We start from the raw sequence: 16105 nt of genomic DNA, 5'->3' as shown, positions 1-16105 counted from the left end.
ACCGCTTTTAGCAAATTTTAAAATTGGATTAAGCGAATTTAACCAAATTAGTAAGATTGGCAAAGGGCTTTCATTTATTAAAAAATATATATTACAATGAGTACAAAAACGATTGCTTACGTACCAAATAAGGTTAAGGACATGTCGCTAGCCGACTGGGGAAGAAAAGAAATAAATTTAGCCGAAGCAGAGATGCCAGGCTTAATGAGTTTACGCGAAGAATATAAAAACGAGCAACCTTTAAAAGGTGCTAGAATTGCAGGATGTCTTCACATGACTATCCAAACTGCTGTTTTAATTGAAACTTTACAAGCTTTAGGAGCAGAGGTTACTTGGAGTTCTTGTAATATATTTTCTACACAAGACCAAGCAGCAGCAGCAGTTGCAGAAGCAGGAACAGCAGTTTATGCATGGAAGAACATGACCGATGAGGAGTTTGACTGGTGTATTGAGCAAACTTTGTTTTTTGGAGAAGACCGTAAACCATTAAACATGATCTTAGATGATGGTGGAGATTTAACAAACATGGTTTTAGATAAGTACCCAGAATTAGCAGCTGGAATTAAAGGATTGTCTGAAGAAACCACTACTGGTGTACACAGACTTTATGAAAGAGTGAAAAAGGGGACATTACCAATGCCTGCTATAAATGTTAACGATAGTGTTACTAAATCTAAATTTGACAATAAATACGGTTGTAAAGAATCTGCAGTAGACGCTATACGTCGTGCAACAGATGTTATGTTGGCAGGTAAGCGTGTTACTGTTTGTGGATATGGAGATGTAGGTAAAGGTACTGCAGCATCTTTTAAAGGAGCAGGAAGTATTGTTACTGTTACTGAAATTGATCCTATTTGTGCGTTACAAGCAGCAATGGACGGTTTTGAAGTGAAAAAGCTAGAAACTGTTGTAGGAAATTCTGATATTGTAATAACAACTACAGGTAACAAAGATATTGTTCGTGCAGAACATTTTGAAGCGATGAAGGATAAAACAATTGTTTGTAATATCGGTCACTTCGATAATGAAATACAAATGGCATGGTTAAATAAAAACTTTGGAGATACTAAAGATACTATTAAGCCTCAGGTAGATAAATATACGGTTAACGGTAAAGAAATTATTGTTTTAGCTGAAGGTCGTTTAGTTAATTTAGGTTGTGCTACGGGTCACCCAAGTTTTGTAATGAGTAATTCTTTTACTAACCAAACTTTAGCACAAATTGAGCTTTGGAAAAACAGTGATAAGTATGAAAATGATGTTTACATGCTTCCAAAACATTTAGATGAAAAAGTAGCTAAATTACACTTAGAGAAAATAGGTGTAGAGCTTACAGAATTAAAAGACTATCAGGCAGAATACATTGGAGTTACTGTTGAAGGTCCTTACAAACCAGAACATTACAGATACTAATCTGTATTTTCATACTTTAAAAAGCCAAGCGTAAAGCTTGGCTTTTTTTTTACAATATTTTTAAATAATTCACGTTTAATTTTTAAATGTTAATTATTTGTTAATGAAAATTCACTTAGTTATTTTACTTTTTTTGGGTACTACAATCTATGGCTTTAGTCAAATTAAAGCAAGACCTGGGGTAAACTACGAACATGAGTTTGATTATTCTCATAAAAAACTGTATAAAGATATTCATCATTTAGCTTTAAAAATAACGGCTCAAGAATCGACTAAGGAGCATAAAGTAAAAGCTATTTATTTATGGCTGGTAAAACATATAGCTTACGATTATGAATTGCGGTCAAACAGAAGTTTGCAGAAAGCATTTTATATTAGCGAAGAACATGTTGTAGAAAAGGTTTTAGAGCGAAAAAAAGCACTTTGTGGTGGTGTAGCTTTTTTGTTTGAGCGGCTTTGTTTTGCAATAGGAGTAGAAGCAGAAACTGTACATGGCTATACAGATGCTACAAAAGATTTTACTAAGCCAAACCATTCTTGGAATGTGGTTAAACTTTATAATAAATGGAATGTTTTAGACATTACATGGTCTCAAAATGAAAGTAATTTAAATCAACCAGACTTATACTGGTATCAAACAGAGCCTAAAGAATTTGTCAAAACGCATTATCCTTTAGATAAAAAATGGACACTCCTATCTAATCCCCCAAAAATAGATGACTTTATTATGAGTTTGCCTTAAAAACTCTAATTAGCTTTTTTATTCCTACAAAAATCAATTCTGTTAATTACTAATTTGAAAATGTTAGTGCTGCATTAAAAATTTCATTAATTTTATTTCAATGAAAAAGGACGGGGCACATCTTATAAAAAAAACGACTAAAAGTCATAGAGTCAAGCCTTCAACACAAACCGGTTTTTCAAGTCCGGCAACACATTATAATGAACCACGTATAGATCTAAACGATGTTTTAGTTAAAAATCCATCGGCCACCTTTTATGTTCGTGTAGTCGATAATTCTTTTCTGGAGTTTGATATTATAGAACAGGATGTTCTAATTATAGATAAATCTGTAACTCCAAAAACCGGACAGTTAGCTCTAGTTATTCAGGAGAGTAGTTTTACAGTGGCTAGAATACCAGAACACTCGGAAGAAGAATTACAGGTTTGGGGTGTTATTACATATATAATAAAATCGGTATTTTAATATGATTGCACTTATAGATTGTAATAGTTTTTATGCCTCTTGCGAGCAGGTTTTTAGACCAGACTTGCAAAATAAACCTGTTGTAGTCTTAAGTAATAATGATGGTTGTGTTATTGCTGCTAATAAAGAGGCAAAAGCATTGGCACACATACCTATGTTTCAGCCTGTTTTTAAAATTAAAGAACTTTTAAAGGCTAATAACGTTACCTGTTTTTCTTCTAATTACACGCTTTACAGCGATATATCACGTCGTGTTATGGATACCTTAAAATCTTTTTCTCCCGTAGTAGAAGAGTATAGTATAGATGAAAGCTTTATAGACTTATCGGGTTATAATATAAACGATTTACCCAAAATTGTAGAAAATATAAAAGAGACTATTCTTAAAAACACAGGGATCCCTGTAGGTATAGGTGTCGCAAAAACCAAATCTTTAGCCAAAGTAGCTAATAAATTTGCAAAAAAACATATAGCAAATAACAATGTGTACATTGTGGATTCTGAAGAAAAACGCCAATACTTATTAAGTAGATGTAAGGTGAAAGACATTTGGGGTGTTGGAAAAAAACACGCTGAACGAATTGAAAACACAGGACAAAAAACCGCATTAGATTTTGCTAATATGGAAGTGGCATGGGTAAGAAAGGAAATGACGGTAATAGGAGAGCGCTTGTGGCGGGAATTAAATAATAAACCTTGCTTAACAATGGTAACCACTCCAGAAATAAAAAAAGGCATAGGTACCGCAAAATCTTTTGGAGCTAAATTAACAGATTATGGCTTAATAGAAGAAGCTTGTAGTTACTACGTTTCTGAGGTGGCCGATTTATTGCGTCAGCAAAGCAGTGCTGCATCGCAGTTAGAAATCTACTTAACTACTAATTTTTTTAGTGAGCTAGATAAGCAATATCGTCAAAAAATTATAATAACATTAAATCAACCTACCAATAACACCTTTAAGTTAACACAAGAAGCTTTAATAGGTTTAAGAAAAATTTATAAGCCTGGTTACCGCTATAAAAAAGTAGGCGTGAATCTTTTGGGTATTATTCCAGAAAGTCAAATTCAGTTAGGGTTATTTGATATACCATCTAAAATAGAAAATGCATCATTAAGTAAGGTTGTTGATGTATTGAATAGTAAATATGGTAAAAATAAAGTAAAACTAGCTACTGTTGGTAATAGAGAGAAGGAGTGGGCTTTGGTAAAAGCGCATAGAAGTCCAAGGTTTACAACACAATGGGATGAATTGCTTACAGTGGGAAAGCGATAATTAAAACAAAAATCCCTTTCAATTAAATGAAAGGGATTTTTTAATTCTATAAGATGTTTTAATTAAGCTTCAAAAGGCTCAATAGAAACGTAAGATTTATTATCTCTTTTCTTAGTGAATTTTACAAGACCGTCAACTTTAGCGTGTAAAGTATGATCTTTTCCTTGGTATACATTTTCACCTGGATGGTGTGTATTACCTCTTTGTCTTATGATAATGTTTCCAGCAATAGCAGCTTGACCACCAAAAATCTTAACACCTAAACGTTTCGATTCTGATTCTCTACCATTCTTAGAACTACCAACTCCTTTTTTGTGAGCCATTTTCTTAAGGTTTTATATTGTTATACAAAAGTACTAAAGCAATTAAGCTTTACCACCATCTAATTCGTCTTGCCATTTCTTTAACTCATCCCACTTACCATCTGCAGCTAATTGAGCTTGAGCTGGCCAAGTATCTGTTACGTGATTTCCACGAACATCAGAGATAATTTCAGCGATTTTAGCAGCATCAGTTTTTGCTAATTGAGCAAATGTTGTAATTCCTGCTTCAGCTAAAGTTTCAGCAATTTTTGGTCCAATACCTTCAACTTTTTTTAAGTCGTCTCCTTTAGAAGATGCTTTTTTAGTTGTTTTGGCTTTTGGTGCTGCTGCTTTAGTTTCTTTTTTTGGTGCTGCCTTTTCTGATTTCTCAGTTTTTTTAGCACCTGAAGTTAAAATGTCTCCAATAACGATTTCAGTTAAATACTGTCTGTGACCGTTTTTTACACGGTAACCTTTACGTCTTTTCTTTTTGAAAACAATAACTTTGTCACCTTTAAGGTGTTTTGAGACTTTAGCACTTACTTGTGCTCCGTCTATAGCTGGGGCGCCTACTGTGATATTGTCACCGTCTGCAATTAAAAGTACATTGTCAAAAGACACTGATTTACCTTCTTCTGTTGCTAAACGATTAACAAAAACTTTTTGGTCTTTTTCAACTTTAAATTGATGCCCTGCTATTTCTACAATTGCGTACATAGCGTAACGTTTTATTAATTAGTTTATTAAAAAATGTGTGCAAATATACGTCTAATTGTTTAAAACACAAATGTTTTAAGCTTTTTGTGTGATGTTATTTGACTTTTTTAAGAATTGCATACAGGTTAGTGTCATAACTATGGTAGTTGTTACACCCATAATGGCCACTACAAAAGCTACTAATCCTATGTGAACATTATAATCTGAGCTAAAAACTGTTAGTAATTTACTTATAAATTTAGGATCAATTTCTGTAGCATATATTACAAAAAATAGAGTAAAAAGTATACTTGCAATAAACCCTGTTATAAGTCCATTTTGAAAACCAATGGTATAATTGAAATGTTCATCGTCTCTTAACTTGGTGTAGTTAATGGTTTCATAAATACCAAATCCAGTGATTACACCATTGAAAATGCTAAATAACGGATTGGTGTGCAGATTGAATATGCCTAAAATTAAAAAATAGGCTATTAAACATGCGGTTGTGACTAGGCCAAATCTAATTGGTAATGATATATTTTTCATGGAATAAAGTTTTACAGTTAGATATATAAAGTTCTACATTATAAATTAAAAATATTTTAAATTCTTGTTAATTTAAATTTGGTATTAATACTTAGCCTTAATTATATATTGTAAATTTATGGCTCCAAACTGTAACAAAAGCAGAAAAAAGAATACAAATACATTAAACTAATATTTTTAAGAATGAAAAAACAATTATTCGTATTAGCCAGTTTGACTTTTGGTGTTTTAACATCAACAGCTCAAGAGGTTAAGTTTGAAGAGTACAAATTAGACAACGGTATGCATGTAATCTTGCACAAAGATAATTCTGCTCCAGTTGTCACGACTTCTGTGATGTACCATGTAGGTGCTAAAGATGAAAACCCTGAGCGTACAGGTTTTGCTCACTTTTTTGAGCATTTATTATTTGAAGGAACAAAAAATATTCAAAGAGGTGATTGGTTTAAAATTGTAGCTGCAAATGGTGGTCAAAATAATGCAAACACAACCGACGATAGAACGTATTATTACGAAGTATTTCCTTCAAATAATTTAGAGCTAGGATTATGGTTAGAGTCAGAGCGTTTAATGCATCCTGTAATTAACCAAATAGGTGTAGATACTCAAAACGAGGTAGTTAAAGAAGAAAAACGTTTAAGAGTAGATAATCAGCCTTATGGTAATTTATTAGCAGAAGTAAAAGAGCGTCTATTTATTAAACACCCATACAAAGGAACTACTATTGGAAAATTAGAACATTTAGATGCAGCAACTTTAGAAGAGTTTAAGGCTTTCAATAAAAAATACTACATTCCAAACAATGCTGTATTAGTAGTTGCTGGTGATATTGATATTGCTTCAACTAAAAAAATGATTAAGGACTATTTTGGGCCTATTCAAAAAGGAGAACCAATTGTTAGAAACTTACCTCAAGAAGATCCTATTACTCAACCATTAACAGGAACAGCTTATGATAGTAACATTCAAATTCCTGCTGTGATTGCAGCCTATAGAACACCTTCATTTAAAAGTAGAGATGCTTATGTGTTAGATATGATTTCTACCTACTTAAGTGGTGGAAAATCTTCAGTGCTTTACAAAAAATTAGTCGATGAACAAAAACAAGCATTAGCTGTTCAAGCAGTTAATATTAGTCAAGAAGATTACGGTATTTATGCACTTTTTGCATTACCATTAGGAGAAGTGTCTTTAGAAACTTTAGTAGCTGAGATGGACGAAGAGATTGTAAAACTTAAGAGTGATTTAATTTCAGAGAAAGATTACCAAAAACTACAAAATATTGCCGAAAATAATTTTGTTAGCTCTAATTCTAGTATTTCAGGTGTTGCAAACTCTCTAGCGAGATATTATATGTTATATGGTAATACTAATTTAATTAATACAGAAATAGATATTATTAGATCTATAACTCGAGAAGATATTAAAGCGGTTGCAAATAAGTACTTAAATCCAAATCAACGTTTAATTTTAGAGTATTTACCTAAAAAAGACGATAAATAATTTATTAAAACAAATCACATGAAATTAAAATATATAGTATTTGCTAGTTTGTTTTTATTTGTAATTACATTACAAGCACAGATTGACAGAACACAACAACCTAAACCAGGTCCTTCGCCAACTATTAGCTTAGAAGTACCTTATACATTTCAGCTTAAAAATGGCATGAAAGTATTAGTGGTTGAAAATCATAAGTTACCTAAAGTAAGTTATTCTTTACGTATAGATAATGCTCCAATTTATGATGGTGATAAAGCAGGGATTTCAGGAATACTAGCAGCTATGCTTGGAAATGGAACAACTACAATTTCTAAAGATGCCTTTAATGAAGAAGTGGACTTTTTAGGTGCTCAAATGAATTTTGGTTCTAATAGTGCATTTGCAAGTTCTTTAACCAAATATTCTGAGCGCATATTGGAATTGATGGCAGATGCGGCAATTAATCCTTTGTTTGTTGAAGAAGAGTTTCAAAAGGAAAAGGAAAAGGCATTAGAAGGTTTAAAGTCAAATAAAAAAAGTGTAGATGCTGTGGCGTCTCGCGTAAGTAATGCATTATCTTACGGTAAAAAACATCCTTATGGAGAATTTACAACTGAAGAAACTTTAAATAACATTACTTTAGATAATGTAAGATCTTATTATCAAAAGTATTTCAACCCAACTAACGCTTATTTAGTTGTTGTTGGTGATGTGAGTATTTCTGAAGTTAAAAAAACCGTAAATAAGTATTTTAAAAATTGGGAAAAAGGATTAGATCTTACTACCAATATTACGGCTTCTACACCAAATCTACCAACCACACAAATTAACTTTGTGGATATGCCAAATGCTGTTCAATCAAGTATTGAATTTACAAATAATGTAAATTTAAAAATGAGTGATGCAGACTATCACGCGGTATTACTAGCTAATTACATTTTAGGTGGTGGCGGAGAAGGTTATTTATTTTTAAACCTTCGTGAAGATAAAGGCTATACGTATGGATCTTACTCAAGTATTTCACCTAATAAATATGTTGGAAATTTTTCAGCTACAGCATCTGTTAGAAATGCCGTTACAGATAGTTCTGTTGTGGCAATGTTAAGCGAAATAAAAAGAATAAGAACTGAAAAAGTTACAGCAGAGCGATTAAGAGATGCAAAAGCAAAATATGTTGGAAGCTTCGTGTTAGCATTAGAAAGTCCAGAAACCATTGCTAGATATGCTCTAAACGTTGAAATAAATGATTTACCTGCAGATTTCTACAAAAACTACTTAAATAAAATAAATGCAGTAACTGCAGATGATATTATGCGTGTTGCTAATAAATATTTTAAAGCAGATCAAGGTAGAATTGTAATTGTAGGAAAAGGAAGTGAAGTAATTCCTAATTTAGAAAAAACAGGAATTCCTATTAAGTATTATGATGAGTATGCAAACCCTGTGGAAAAGCCAGTATTTTCAAAGCCAATTCCAAATGGAGTAACTGTAACTACTGTTATAGATGATTATTTTAAAGCTATTGGAGGTAAGGATAAAGCTAAAACCGTTAAAACGGTTAGTGCTACAGCTAATGTTACTGTAGATGGTGTTCCTTTTCCTTTAAGCGCTTCTATAAAAACAATGGTTCCAAATAAAGAATCTATGGAAATGACAGCTCCGGGAATGGGTAAATTAATGGCTCAGAAATTTAATGGGACAACAGGTTACAGTGAGCAACAAGGAATGCGTAAAGATTTAACTGCTGAAGAAATTGCAGATAAAAAAGCAGAACGCTCTATTTTTCCAGAATTAGATTTTACGCAAGAAAATAGTTCACTTGAAAGTGTTGTGAGTATAGATGGAGTAGATCATTATAAAGTGAAGACGATGAAAGGTGATGATGCAGTTTATAATTTTTACAGTACAGAAACAGGATTGTTAACTCAAACTGAATCTAAAGAAGATATGCAGGGTCAAGAAGTTACTAATGTAGTGACCTATTCTAATTATCAAGAAGTTAATGGAGTAAAATTACCATTTGTGACTAAAATTAAAGTTGGTCCTCAAAATTTGGTAATAAATTCTACCACTGTAAAAGTAAACGAAGACGTTATTGATGCAGACTTTAATTAATACTATAAATCGTTTAACGATTATAGAATTTAAAAACCAGAGATTTAATATCTCTGGTTTTTTTATGAAATAACTTTCTTTGGCTTTCTATTGGCAATATACACGCCAAATAAAATTACACACGTGGCAATGCCTTGTGTTAAGCTAAAAGATTCACCATCTCCCAAACCCCATAACAATGCTACAATAGGCATTATATAAGTAACAGAAGAGGCAAAAATTGGTGTAGAAATTTGAACTAATCGGTTAAAAAGCACTTTTGCTATTGCAGTACCAAACAAGGATAGAAACACTACATAAAAAATAGATTCATTAAATTTTGGGTGCGTAAAAGTTTCTTCAGAAAAAAAATTGGTAAACAATAATACTATTAGTGCAGGAATGTATATACAAACGTAATTTCCAGTAGCTATACTTAATGCCTTTACATCCTGTAAATACTTTTTTATGATGTTAACATTAGTTGCATACATTAAAGTAGCGATAATAACATAGCCTGCAAATAAATAATTTTGTTTAGGGTTTAAATCTGCACCTTCTAAAATTAAAAAGGCAGTGCCAAGAAAACCAATAATTACACCAATTATTTGCCTTAAATTAGTGGTAATTTTAAATAATGCTAAGCCAACAAGTATCGTATTTAATGGAACTAATGAATTTAATATGCTGGCAACTGCACTATCTATTTCGGTTTCTGCGATACTAAATAAAAAGGAAGGAAAGAATGATCCTAATAGTCCAGATAAGCCTATCCATTTCCAATGTTTTGTTTCAATGTGTTTTAGACTTTTAAAACCAAAACAAAATAAAATAAACCCTGTAACTATGGTTCTAAGCGCTCCTAACTGGTATGGTGTTAAACCTATAAGACTTTTTTTAATTAAGATAAAAGATGTCCCCCAAATAAGAGAAAGTATTACTAGAAATAACCACTTTTTTGTATCGTTAGTCATTGGTTTTAAAAATTTGTGGCTAAATTCGATATAATAAGTTGATTAAAACACAATAATCTTTAATTTTGTAAAAAAATATAACTATGAAACTTTTCAAATTAATGTATGTCATGCTATCGCTTTTACTTCTTATAGCATGTAAAAAAAATGAGCCAGAATTAAAAACGGTTGGAGGAGATACTAAGATAATTGAAAACCCATACAAGGATTATGCAAAAGCAGAGTTTGAGATTAAAGGGATGACATGTGCTATGGGTTGTGCTAAGGCAATTGAGAAAAAAATATCTAAAATTGACGGTGTTCACTTTGTATATGTAGATTTTAAGAATGAATTAGCTATGGTAGAATTTGATGATAAAAAAATATCAAATTCAGACTTTGTAACTACAGTGAATTCTGTGTCGGAAACTTATAAAGTTGGTGATATTAATAAGGTAGATGTTTTTACTAAAGATAAAGCCAATAAAACATTAGAAGGAAATCAATTAGAGTCTTGTTGTTCTGCTAAAAAAGAAGATACTACAAAAAAATGTTCTGAGGATTGTAAAGCAGCATGTTGTAATAAAGTCGAAAAAGTTTAATTTTTTTCTTACATTTAAATCATAAAAATATATTTATATGAAAAATATTCTTAAAATAGCTTTATTAACAGTAACGTTTGCTTTGTTTACAACGGTTAGTACAGCTCAAAGTACCGCAAAAGAAGATGCAATGGTACAAACTAAAGAACTACAAGAAATGGCTAAATTTGAAATGGATAAATTTAAGCCTGTTTATGAAGCCTATGTTGCCTATAACCGTAAGTTAGAATCTATCGATAAGCATATCGATAAAACAACTATGGCTTACATGGAAGCTAAAGCTAAATTAGACGAGAAATTTAAAAACGATATGGAGCCAGTTTTAAACGCTGAAGAGTTTAAAGTGTTTTTAAAGAAAGAAAAATTAAACTAATTTATATCACTAAATAAAAAAAAAGGGTTTTGAAACTTCAAAACCCTTTTTTTTATTTTTTACTAAAATGATGGTCACAAGCCGAAATGGTTTCGTCTAAATCCTTATATGAAAGCGCGTTATTAAGAAACCAGCTTTCAAATGCACTTGGAGCAATATAGATGCCTTGATCTAACATACCGTGAAAGAAGTCTTTAAAAGTTTGATTGTTTCCTTTGGCAGCAGTATCAAAATCAATAACTGAATCTTTTGCAAAGTGAACAGAAATCATACTTCCAATTCTATTTATAGTATGTTCGACGTTATGTTTATTTAAAACTTTACTTAAACCTTTATGTAAATACTCTGTTTTTTGCTCTAACTCAGTATAAATTTCTGGATTGGCATCTAATTCTGAAAGCATTGCATATCCTGCAGCCATAGCTAATGGGTTACCGCTTAAAGTTCCTGCTTGATATACTGGGCCATTAGGAGCTAGGTAATTCATAATTTCATTTTTAGCAGCAAAAGCGCCAACAGGTAATCCACCACCAATAACTTTTCCAAAGCAAACAATATCAGCCTTAATGTTATAAAGTTCTTGTACACCACCTTTTGCTAACCTAAAACCCGTCATTACTTCATCAAAAACCAGTAAAATATTGTTGGCATCACAAAGAGTTCTTAACTCATGGAGAAAGTTGTTTTGCGGTAAAATACAACCCATATTTCCCGCCACAGGTTCAATAATAATACAAGCTATTTCATCTTTATTTGCATTAATTAAAGCTTTTACACTTTCAAGGTCATTAAATTTAGCAAGTAAAGTGTCTTTGGCAGTACCTTGAGTTACTCCAGGACTATTAGGCGTACCAAATGTAACAGCACCACTTCCGGCTTGAATTAAAAATGAATCACTATGTCCATGATAACAACCTGCAAACTTTATAATTTTTTCTTTTTTTGTATAGCCACGAGCAAGTCTTACAGCACTCATACAGGCTTCAGTGCCCGAATTAACAAACCTAATTTTGTCAATATTTGGCACCATTTTAATGGTTAACTCGGCAATTTTCGTTTCAATTTCTGTTGGCATTCCAAAAGAAGTGCCTTGTTTTGCTTTATTTATTATAGCTTCCACCACAGGATCAAACGCGTGGCCTAAAATCATTGGACCCCATGAAGCGATATAATCTATTAACTTGTTTTGGTCTTCATCAAATAAATAAGCGCCTTTAGCTTCTTTTACAAAAACTGGAGTGCCACCAACAGCATTAAATGCTCTTACGGGAGAATTTACACCTCCGGGAATTACTTTTTCTGCTTCTTTAAATAAAGCGCTACTTCTTTGGTATAACATATTATAATTTTACAATTAATGACTGTCCAATTTTAAGTTCATTGTTAGTCAATTTATTCATTTCTTTTAATAATTCTACTGTAGTGTTGTATTTTTTAGATAATGAGTATAATGTATCTCCTTTAACAACAATGTGTGTATCTACAGTTGTATTATTAATATTTGTAGGTTTAGGTTTTGGGCTGTAAGTTGCTCCTAAAACCATTTTATCATACTTAAATAATTCGTAACGCTCTATTAGGCTTATTAATTTTTCAGGATATTTTCTGTCTGTTGCGTATCCTGCTTGTCTAAGCTCTTTGGCCCAACCTTCATAATCATCTGGGTCTAGCTGAAATAATTTATAATAACGCTTTCTATCTTTTAAGAATAAGGAATGGTCTCTAAAAGAATATTTAGCATCTTTATATTTTCTAAAGCATTCTTGAGAAGCATCATCATCATGATATATTTTATCACCAGTCCAGCCATGACATTTAATACCAAAGTGATTATTTGCTTCAACAGATAATCGCCCTTTACCAGAGCCAGACTCTAAAATACCTTGTGCCAAAGTAATACTTGCTGGAACACCATAGTTTTTCATTTCATCCATAGCAATAGCGCTATAATCTTCTATATAAGCTTCAACTTTGTCTGGATTTCGTGATGGCGTTGTGTTTGTTGTAGGTGTCTCAGGTTTAGGCTGAGTAGTTGGTACCGGTTTAGGTGTGGAAATTACTGGTGGTTTTGTTCGAACCGTTGTTTTTTGTCTTTTTTTTGTAATTACTTTTTTATTGCTTCCGCAGCTAAAAGCTGTTATAAGTATCAGGATTAGAATTAATTTTTTCATTGAATTAGTGGGAGCTTTTTTAATTTAAGTGTTTCATTCATGCCTTCTATACCTTGTAAGCCACCTGTATGGATGGCTAATATTTTGGCATTCTGTTTAAAATAACCTTTTTTTATTAAATCTATTATGCCAAACATCATTTTTCCTGTATAAATAGGATCAAGTGGTATATCGTATGTTTTTTTAAAATCATTCATAAAATGAATAAGTTCTTCTGAAATCTTACCATAACCACCAAAATGATAATCAGTATTTAATTTCCAATTGGTTTTGCTTACAAATTTACTAATATCTTCAGACAAAAAATCACCTTTTAGAGCAGAAAAACCTAATATTTCTTGATGAGACTCGCTAGCATTTATTAAACCACTAATTGTGCCGCCAGTACCTACACTAGTACAAATGTAATCGAATGGTTTAGTATCATTACCTAAGATTTCTTCACAACCTTTAATTGCTAAATTATTTGTGCCACCTTCAGGAATAATATAGGGGCGTTGTAAAGTGTTTATAAGTTGTCTTACTTTATTAGATGCATCTTTTTTCTTATAATCTTCTCGAGAAACAAAAATAAGATTCATTCCACAATCTTTTGCAAAATTTAAAGTATAGTTAAGTGTTGTTTGATTTTCTAACTCTTCGCCTCTTATAATACCAAAGGTTTGAATATTCTGTAATTTACCAGCGTAAGCAGTTGCGCTAATATGGTTAGAATAAGCACCTCCAAAAGTTATGACTTCTTTAAACCTGTTGTTTTTTACATATTCAAAATTATATTTTAGTTTTCTAAACTTGTTTCCGGATATATATTTATGTAGTAAATCTTCTCTTTTTATAAATAATTCGGTGTTTTTTAAGAGATTATTTTTTAATAGTCTAATTTTTGTCAGATTTTTTACTGTATTCATAATAAAAACTTTATTGTGTCATGTTAAAATTAACAATTCATCAAACTTTTAAGCGATAATATAGGTAATTAATCGGTAAAATGTTTTTTTTTGTTTAAAAACCGAATACAACTACAATTTTTTTGAAAAATATGTTTTTTATATACTAAAATAAGGATTATTTTTGTGCAGTTAAAATACTAATGTTATGTTAAAGAAAATATTTTGTCTAACAATTTTGTTTACGACAATTTCAGTTTCAGCACAGGTTGGAATTGGAAATACAGCTCCTAATGGGGCTCTAGATGTTACGTCTACAAATAACGGATTATTAATTCCTCGAATTGCACTTGTGGCAACAAATATAGCAACTGTAGTCACACCGACAGTTTCGGAGTTGGTATATAATACAGCTACTTCTGGTATAGGTGCTACCCAAGTAACCCCTGGGTATTATTATTGGAATGGTACGATGTGGGTTAGATTAGCGACTGGTACTGCAGCAACAGGCGTAGATTGGAGCATTTTAGGAAATGCTACAACAACTCCAGCGTTAAATTTTATTGGAACTACGGATAATGTGGATTTTGTAACCCGTACAAATGGTACAGAGCGTATGCGTGTTAAAAATTCTGGAGCTGTAGGTATTGGTATAACTGCCCCAAGAGGAGCTTTAGATGTTAACTCTGCATCACAAGGAATTGTGCCTCCAAGAGTCGCTTTAACAGCAGTTAATGTTGCTGCTCCAGTAACAAATCCTGCAGGTGGAGCTATAGTTGCAGGAACATTTGTATGGAATACTGCTACTGCAGGAGTATCTCCTAATAATGTAGCGCCTGGTTTATATTATTGGAATGGGGTTAGATGGGTTGCGTTTGCTGGGTCTCCAGGAGGATTTGACTGGTCTTTAAAAGGAAACAGTGGTACAAATAATGGTACTGACTTTTTAGGAACAACAGATCCTGAACCTTTAGTAATTAAAGTAAATAATACTGAGCGTATTAGAATGGGAACGGCAGAAACAGTTATTAACGAAGATGCTCAGAATTATGATTTTAGAGTTGAAGGTACTGGAGAGCAAGAAATGTTTTTTGTAGATGCTAGTACTAATCACGTACATATTAGAGCGGCGTCTCCATTTCCTACTATAGACATGTTTACTTCTGTCGGAGCTGTAAACGATTATCCTATTAATGGTTACGCTAATGGTCAAAGTAATGCAGCGATTTATGGCCAACATACTACAATAGCTACTGGTACAAATATGAATGCTGCAGGTGCATTTGATGGTTCTGGAGCTGGCTTTACAACTCAACCAGGATGGAATACAGGAGTTGTTGGGACTGGAATTCAAGCTGGAATTTTAGGTTCATCAACAAATCCTCCATCTAATAATACAGGTCGACAAGGAGGTTACTTTAGTGTTACAAATACTGCTAACACAGTTCAATCTATCGCTAGTATTGCAGGTCGTGAAAATGGTGGTGGAGGAGCATATTATGGCGGTTTTTTTGATGGAAATCAATCTACAGGTGATTTTGCTTTTGTAGGTGTTAGATTTGGAGGTACAGATTATAAAATTATTGGTGGTGGTACAAACTCAACAATGGTTAATTATAAAAATGAAAGAAGAGTATTATTCTCTCCTGAAGCACCAGAAATTTTATTTCAAGATTATGGTGTTGGTAAATTAGTTAATGGAGAAGTGTATATAAATATTGATGAGGTTTTAAAAGAAAATATTCATGTAGATGAGTCTCATCCACTGAAAGTTTTTATTCAATTGGAAGGTGATTGTAATGGTGTTTTTGTAACGGAAAAAACTAAAAATGGTTTTAAAGTTAAAGAATTGCAGAATGGAAAATCAAATACACCATTTTCATGGCAAATTGTTGCAAGTAGAGCTGATGTTTATAAAGATGGAGTTTTAGAATCTAAAAATGTTGGTGTTAGACTTCCTGTTGGACCTGAACCAATAAAATATGAAAATCCTAGTTATAATAAAATAAGGAAATAGAGTATTAAAAATTTATAAAAACCTTTAACATTTGTTAAAGGTTTTTTTTATGGATTTAAACGAAAAAATAAGGAGTTAATAGAAT

The 16105-nt window shown here is 32.1% G+C and carries 16 protein-coding genes; 9 read left to right on the top strand and 7 right to left on the bottom strand.

Annotation, left to right across the window (positions count from 1 at the left end):
* The first annotated feature begins 96 nt into the window (after positions 1-96).
* The 4 genes from ahcY to C7H52_RS01980 all read left to right on the top strand — a co-directional run bounded on the left by ahcY (position 97) and on the right by C7H52_RS01980 (position 3894).
* Positions 97-1413 carry an adenosylhomocysteinase gene (gene ahcY / locus C7H52_RS01995; protein ID WP_106462212.1) on the top strand — a complete coding sequence of 439 codons (1317 nt, stop codon included), beginning with the start codon at positions 97-99 and terminating at the stop codon, positions 1411-1413.
* Positions 1414-1516: 103 nt separating this feature from the next.
* Complete coding sequence (locus tag C7H52_RS01990; RefSeq protein WP_106462211.1) at positions 1517-2155, top strand: transglutaminase domain-containing protein; 639 nt, start codon at positions 1517-1519, stop codon at positions 2153-2155.
* A 100-nt stretch (positions 2156-2255) separates the two neighbouring features.
* Positions 2256-2621: a S24 family peptidase gene (locus tag C7H52_RS01985; protein WP_106462210.1), complete on the top strand. Its 366-nt coding sequence runs from the start codon at positions 2256-2258 to the stop codon at positions 2619-2621.
* Between the two features lies 1 nt (position 2622).
* Positions 2623-3894: a Y-family DNA polymerase gene (locus C7H52_RS01980; protein WP_106462209.1), complete on the top strand. Its 1272-nt coding sequence runs from the start codon at positions 2623-2625 to the stop codon at positions 3892-3894.
* A gap of 62 nt (positions 3895-3956) precedes the next feature.
* On the opposite strand, the gene rpmA is transcribed toward C7H52_RS01980, so the two are convergent.
* The 3 genes from rpmA to C7H52_RS01965 all read right to left on the bottom strand — a co-directional run bounded on the left by rpmA (position 3957) and on the right by C7H52_RS01965 (position 5441).
* Positions 3957-4217, bottom strand: a complete 261-nt coding sequence (gene rpmA / locus C7H52_RS01975) for a 50S ribosomal protein L27 (protein ID WP_106462208.1) — start codon at positions 4215-4217, stop codon at positions 3957-3959.
* Between the two features lie 42 nt (positions 4218-4259).
* The gene (gene rplU, locus C7H52_RS01970; RefSeq protein WP_106462207.1) at positions 4260-4913 is read right to left on the bottom strand and encodes a 50S ribosomal protein L21; all 654 of its coding nucleotides are present in this window, start codon (positions 4911-4913) and stop codon (positions 4260-4262) included.
* A gap of 75 nt (positions 4914-4988) precedes the next feature.
* Complete coding sequence (locus tag C7H52_RS01965) at positions 4989-5441, bottom strand: DUF4199 domain-containing protein (protein ID WP_106462206.1); 453 nt, start codon at positions 5439-5441, stop codon at positions 4989-4991.
* Between the two features lie 183 nt (positions 5442-5624).
* Between C7H52_RS01965 and C7H52_RS01960 the strand changes: the two genes are divergently transcribed.
* The gene (locus tag C7H52_RS01960; protein ID WP_106462205.1) at positions 5625-6944 is read left to right on the top strand and encodes a M16 family metallopeptidase; all 1320 of its coding nucleotides are present in this window, start codon (positions 5625-5627) and stop codon (positions 6942-6944) included.
* Between the two features lie 18 nt (positions 6945-6962).
* Entirely contained in the window at positions 6963-9038 is a 2076-nt protein-coding gene (locus C7H52_RS01955) for a M16 family metallopeptidase (RefSeq protein ID WP_106462204.1), read from the top strand.
* A gap of 62 nt (positions 9039-9100) precedes the next feature.
* Here C7H52_RS01955 and C7H52_RS01950 read toward each other — a convergent pair whose 3' ends face one another.
* Positions 9101-9991: a DMT family transporter gene (locus tag C7H52_RS01950; protein ID WP_106462203.1), complete on the bottom strand. Its 891-nt coding sequence runs from the start codon at positions 9989-9991 to the stop codon at positions 9101-9103.
* An 83-nt stretch (positions 9992-10074) separates the two neighbouring features.
* On the opposite strand from C7H52_RS01950, the gene C7H52_RS01945 reads away from it, so the two are divergent.
* Complete coding sequence (locus C7H52_RS01945) at positions 10075-10572, top strand: heavy-metal-associated domain-containing protein (RefSeq protein ID WP_106462202.1); 498 nt, start codon at positions 10075-10077, stop codon at positions 10570-10572.
* Between the two features lie 37 nt (positions 10573-10609).
* A complete protein-coding gene (locus C7H52_RS01940; protein ID WP_106462201.1) occupies positions 10610-10945 on the top strand; it encodes a hypothetical protein in 336 nt (111 codons plus the stop codon).
* Positions 10946-10997: 52 nt separating this feature from the next.
* On the opposite strand, the gene hemL is transcribed toward C7H52_RS01940, so the two are convergent.
* From hemL to C7H52_RS01925, 3 genes are read right to left on the bottom strand one after another with little or no spacing between them, the layout of a single operon-like run.
* Positions 10998-12284: a glutamate-1-semialdehyde 2,1-aminomutase gene (gene hemL / locus C7H52_RS01935; RefSeq protein WP_106462200.1), complete on the bottom strand. Its 1287-nt coding sequence runs from the start codon at positions 12282-12284 to the stop codon at positions 10998-11000.
* A 1-nt stretch (position 12285) separates the two neighbouring features.
* Positions 12286-13116 carry a glucosaminidase domain-containing protein gene (locus C7H52_RS01930; protein ID WP_106462199.1) on the bottom strand — a complete coding sequence of 277 codons (831 nt, stop codon included), beginning with the start codon at positions 13114-13116 and terminating at the stop codon, positions 12286-12288.
* Positions 13113-14024 carry a 1-aminocyclopropane-1-carboxylate deaminase/D-cysteine desulfhydrase gene (locus C7H52_RS01925; RefSeq protein ID WP_106462198.1) on the bottom strand — a complete coding sequence of 304 codons (912 nt, stop codon included), beginning with the start codon at positions 14022-14024 and terminating at the stop codon, positions 13113-13115. Before C7H52_RS01925 ends, C7H52_RS01930 begins: the two co-directional genes overlap by 4 nt.
* A 187-nt stretch (positions 14025-14211) precedes the next feature.
* On the opposite strand from C7H52_RS01925, the gene C7H52_RS01920 reads away from it, so the two are divergent.
* Positions 14212-16020, top strand: coding sequence for an autotransporter outer membrane beta-barrel domain-containing protein (locus tag C7H52_RS01920; RefSeq protein WP_106462197.1), 1809 nt, complete (start codon positions 14212-14214; stop codon positions 16018-16020).
* Positions 16021-16105: the final 85 nt, after the last annotated feature.

This window comes from Aurantibacter aestuarii, assembly GCF_003008425.1.
Lineage (GTDB): Bacteria > Bacteroidota > Bacteroidia > Flavobacteriales > Flavobacteriaceae > Aurantibacter > Aurantibacter aestuarii.
The sequence above is the reverse complement of the archived record's forward strand: the minus strand, read 5'-3'. Positions and strand labels throughout refer to the sequence as shown.

Excerpts from the sequence above, each read along its gene's own strand:
- ahcY (WP_106462212.1), top strand. The coding sequence starts at position 97 with ATGAGTACAAAAACGATTGCTTACGTACCAAATAAGGTTAAGGACATG.
- C7H52_RS01990 (WP_106462211.1), top strand. The coding sequence starts at position 1,517 with ATGAAAATTCACTTAGTTATTTTACTTTTTTTGGGTACTACAATCTAT.
- C7H52_RS01985 (WP_106462210.1), top strand. The coding sequence starts at position 2,256 with ATGAAAAAGGACGGGGCACATCTTATAAAAAAAACGACTAAAAGTCAT.
- C7H52_RS01980 (WP_106462209.1), top strand. The coding sequence starts at position 2,623 with ATGATTGCACTTATAGATTGTAATAGTTTTTATGCCTCTTGCGAGCAG.
- rpmA (WP_106462208.1), bottom strand. The coding sequence starts at position 4,217 with ATGGCTCACAAAAAAGGAGTTGGTAGTTCTAAGAATGGTAGAGAATCA.
- rplU (WP_106462207.1), bottom strand. The coding sequence starts at position 4,913 with ATGTACGCAATTGTAGAAATAGCAGGGCATCAATTTAAAGTTGAAAAA.
- C7H52_RS01965 (WP_106462206.1), bottom strand. The coding sequence starts at position 5,441 with ATGAAAAATATATCATTACCAATTAGATTTGGCCTAGTCACAACCGCA.
- C7H52_RS01960 (WP_106462205.1), top strand. The coding sequence starts at position 5,625 with ATGAAAAAACAATTATTCGTATTAGCCAGTTTGACTTTTGGTGTTTTA.
- C7H52_RS01955 (WP_106462204.1), top strand. The coding sequence starts at position 6,963 with ATGAAATTAAAATATATAGTATTTGCTAGTTTGTTTTTATTTGTAATT.
- C7H52_RS01950 (WP_106462203.1), bottom strand. The coding sequence starts at position 9,991 with ATGACTAACGATACAAAAAAGTGGTTATTTCTAGTAATACTTTCTCTT.
- C7H52_RS01945 (WP_106462202.1), top strand. The coding sequence starts at position 10,075 with ATGAAACTTTTCAAATTAATGTATGTCATGCTATCGCTTTTACTTCTT.
- C7H52_RS01940 (WP_106462201.1), top strand. The coding sequence starts at position 10,610 with ATGAAAAATATTCTTAAAATAGCTTTATTAACAGTAACGTTTGCTTTG.
- hemL (WP_106462200.1), bottom strand. The coding sequence starts at position 12,284 with ATGTTATACCAAAGAAGTAGCGCTTTATTTAAAGAAGCAGAAAAAGTA.
- C7H52_RS01930 (WP_106462199.1), bottom strand. The coding sequence starts at position 13,116 with ATGAAAAAATTAATTCTAATCCTGATACTTATAACAGCTTTTAGCTGC.
- C7H52_RS01925 (WP_106462198.1), bottom strand. The coding sequence starts at position 14,024 with ATGAATACAGTAAAAAATCTGACAAAAATTAGACTATTAAAAAATAAT.
- C7H52_RS01920 (WP_106462197.1), top strand. The coding sequence starts at position 14,212 with ATGTTAAAGAAAATATTTTGTCTAACAATTTTGTTTACGACAATTTCA.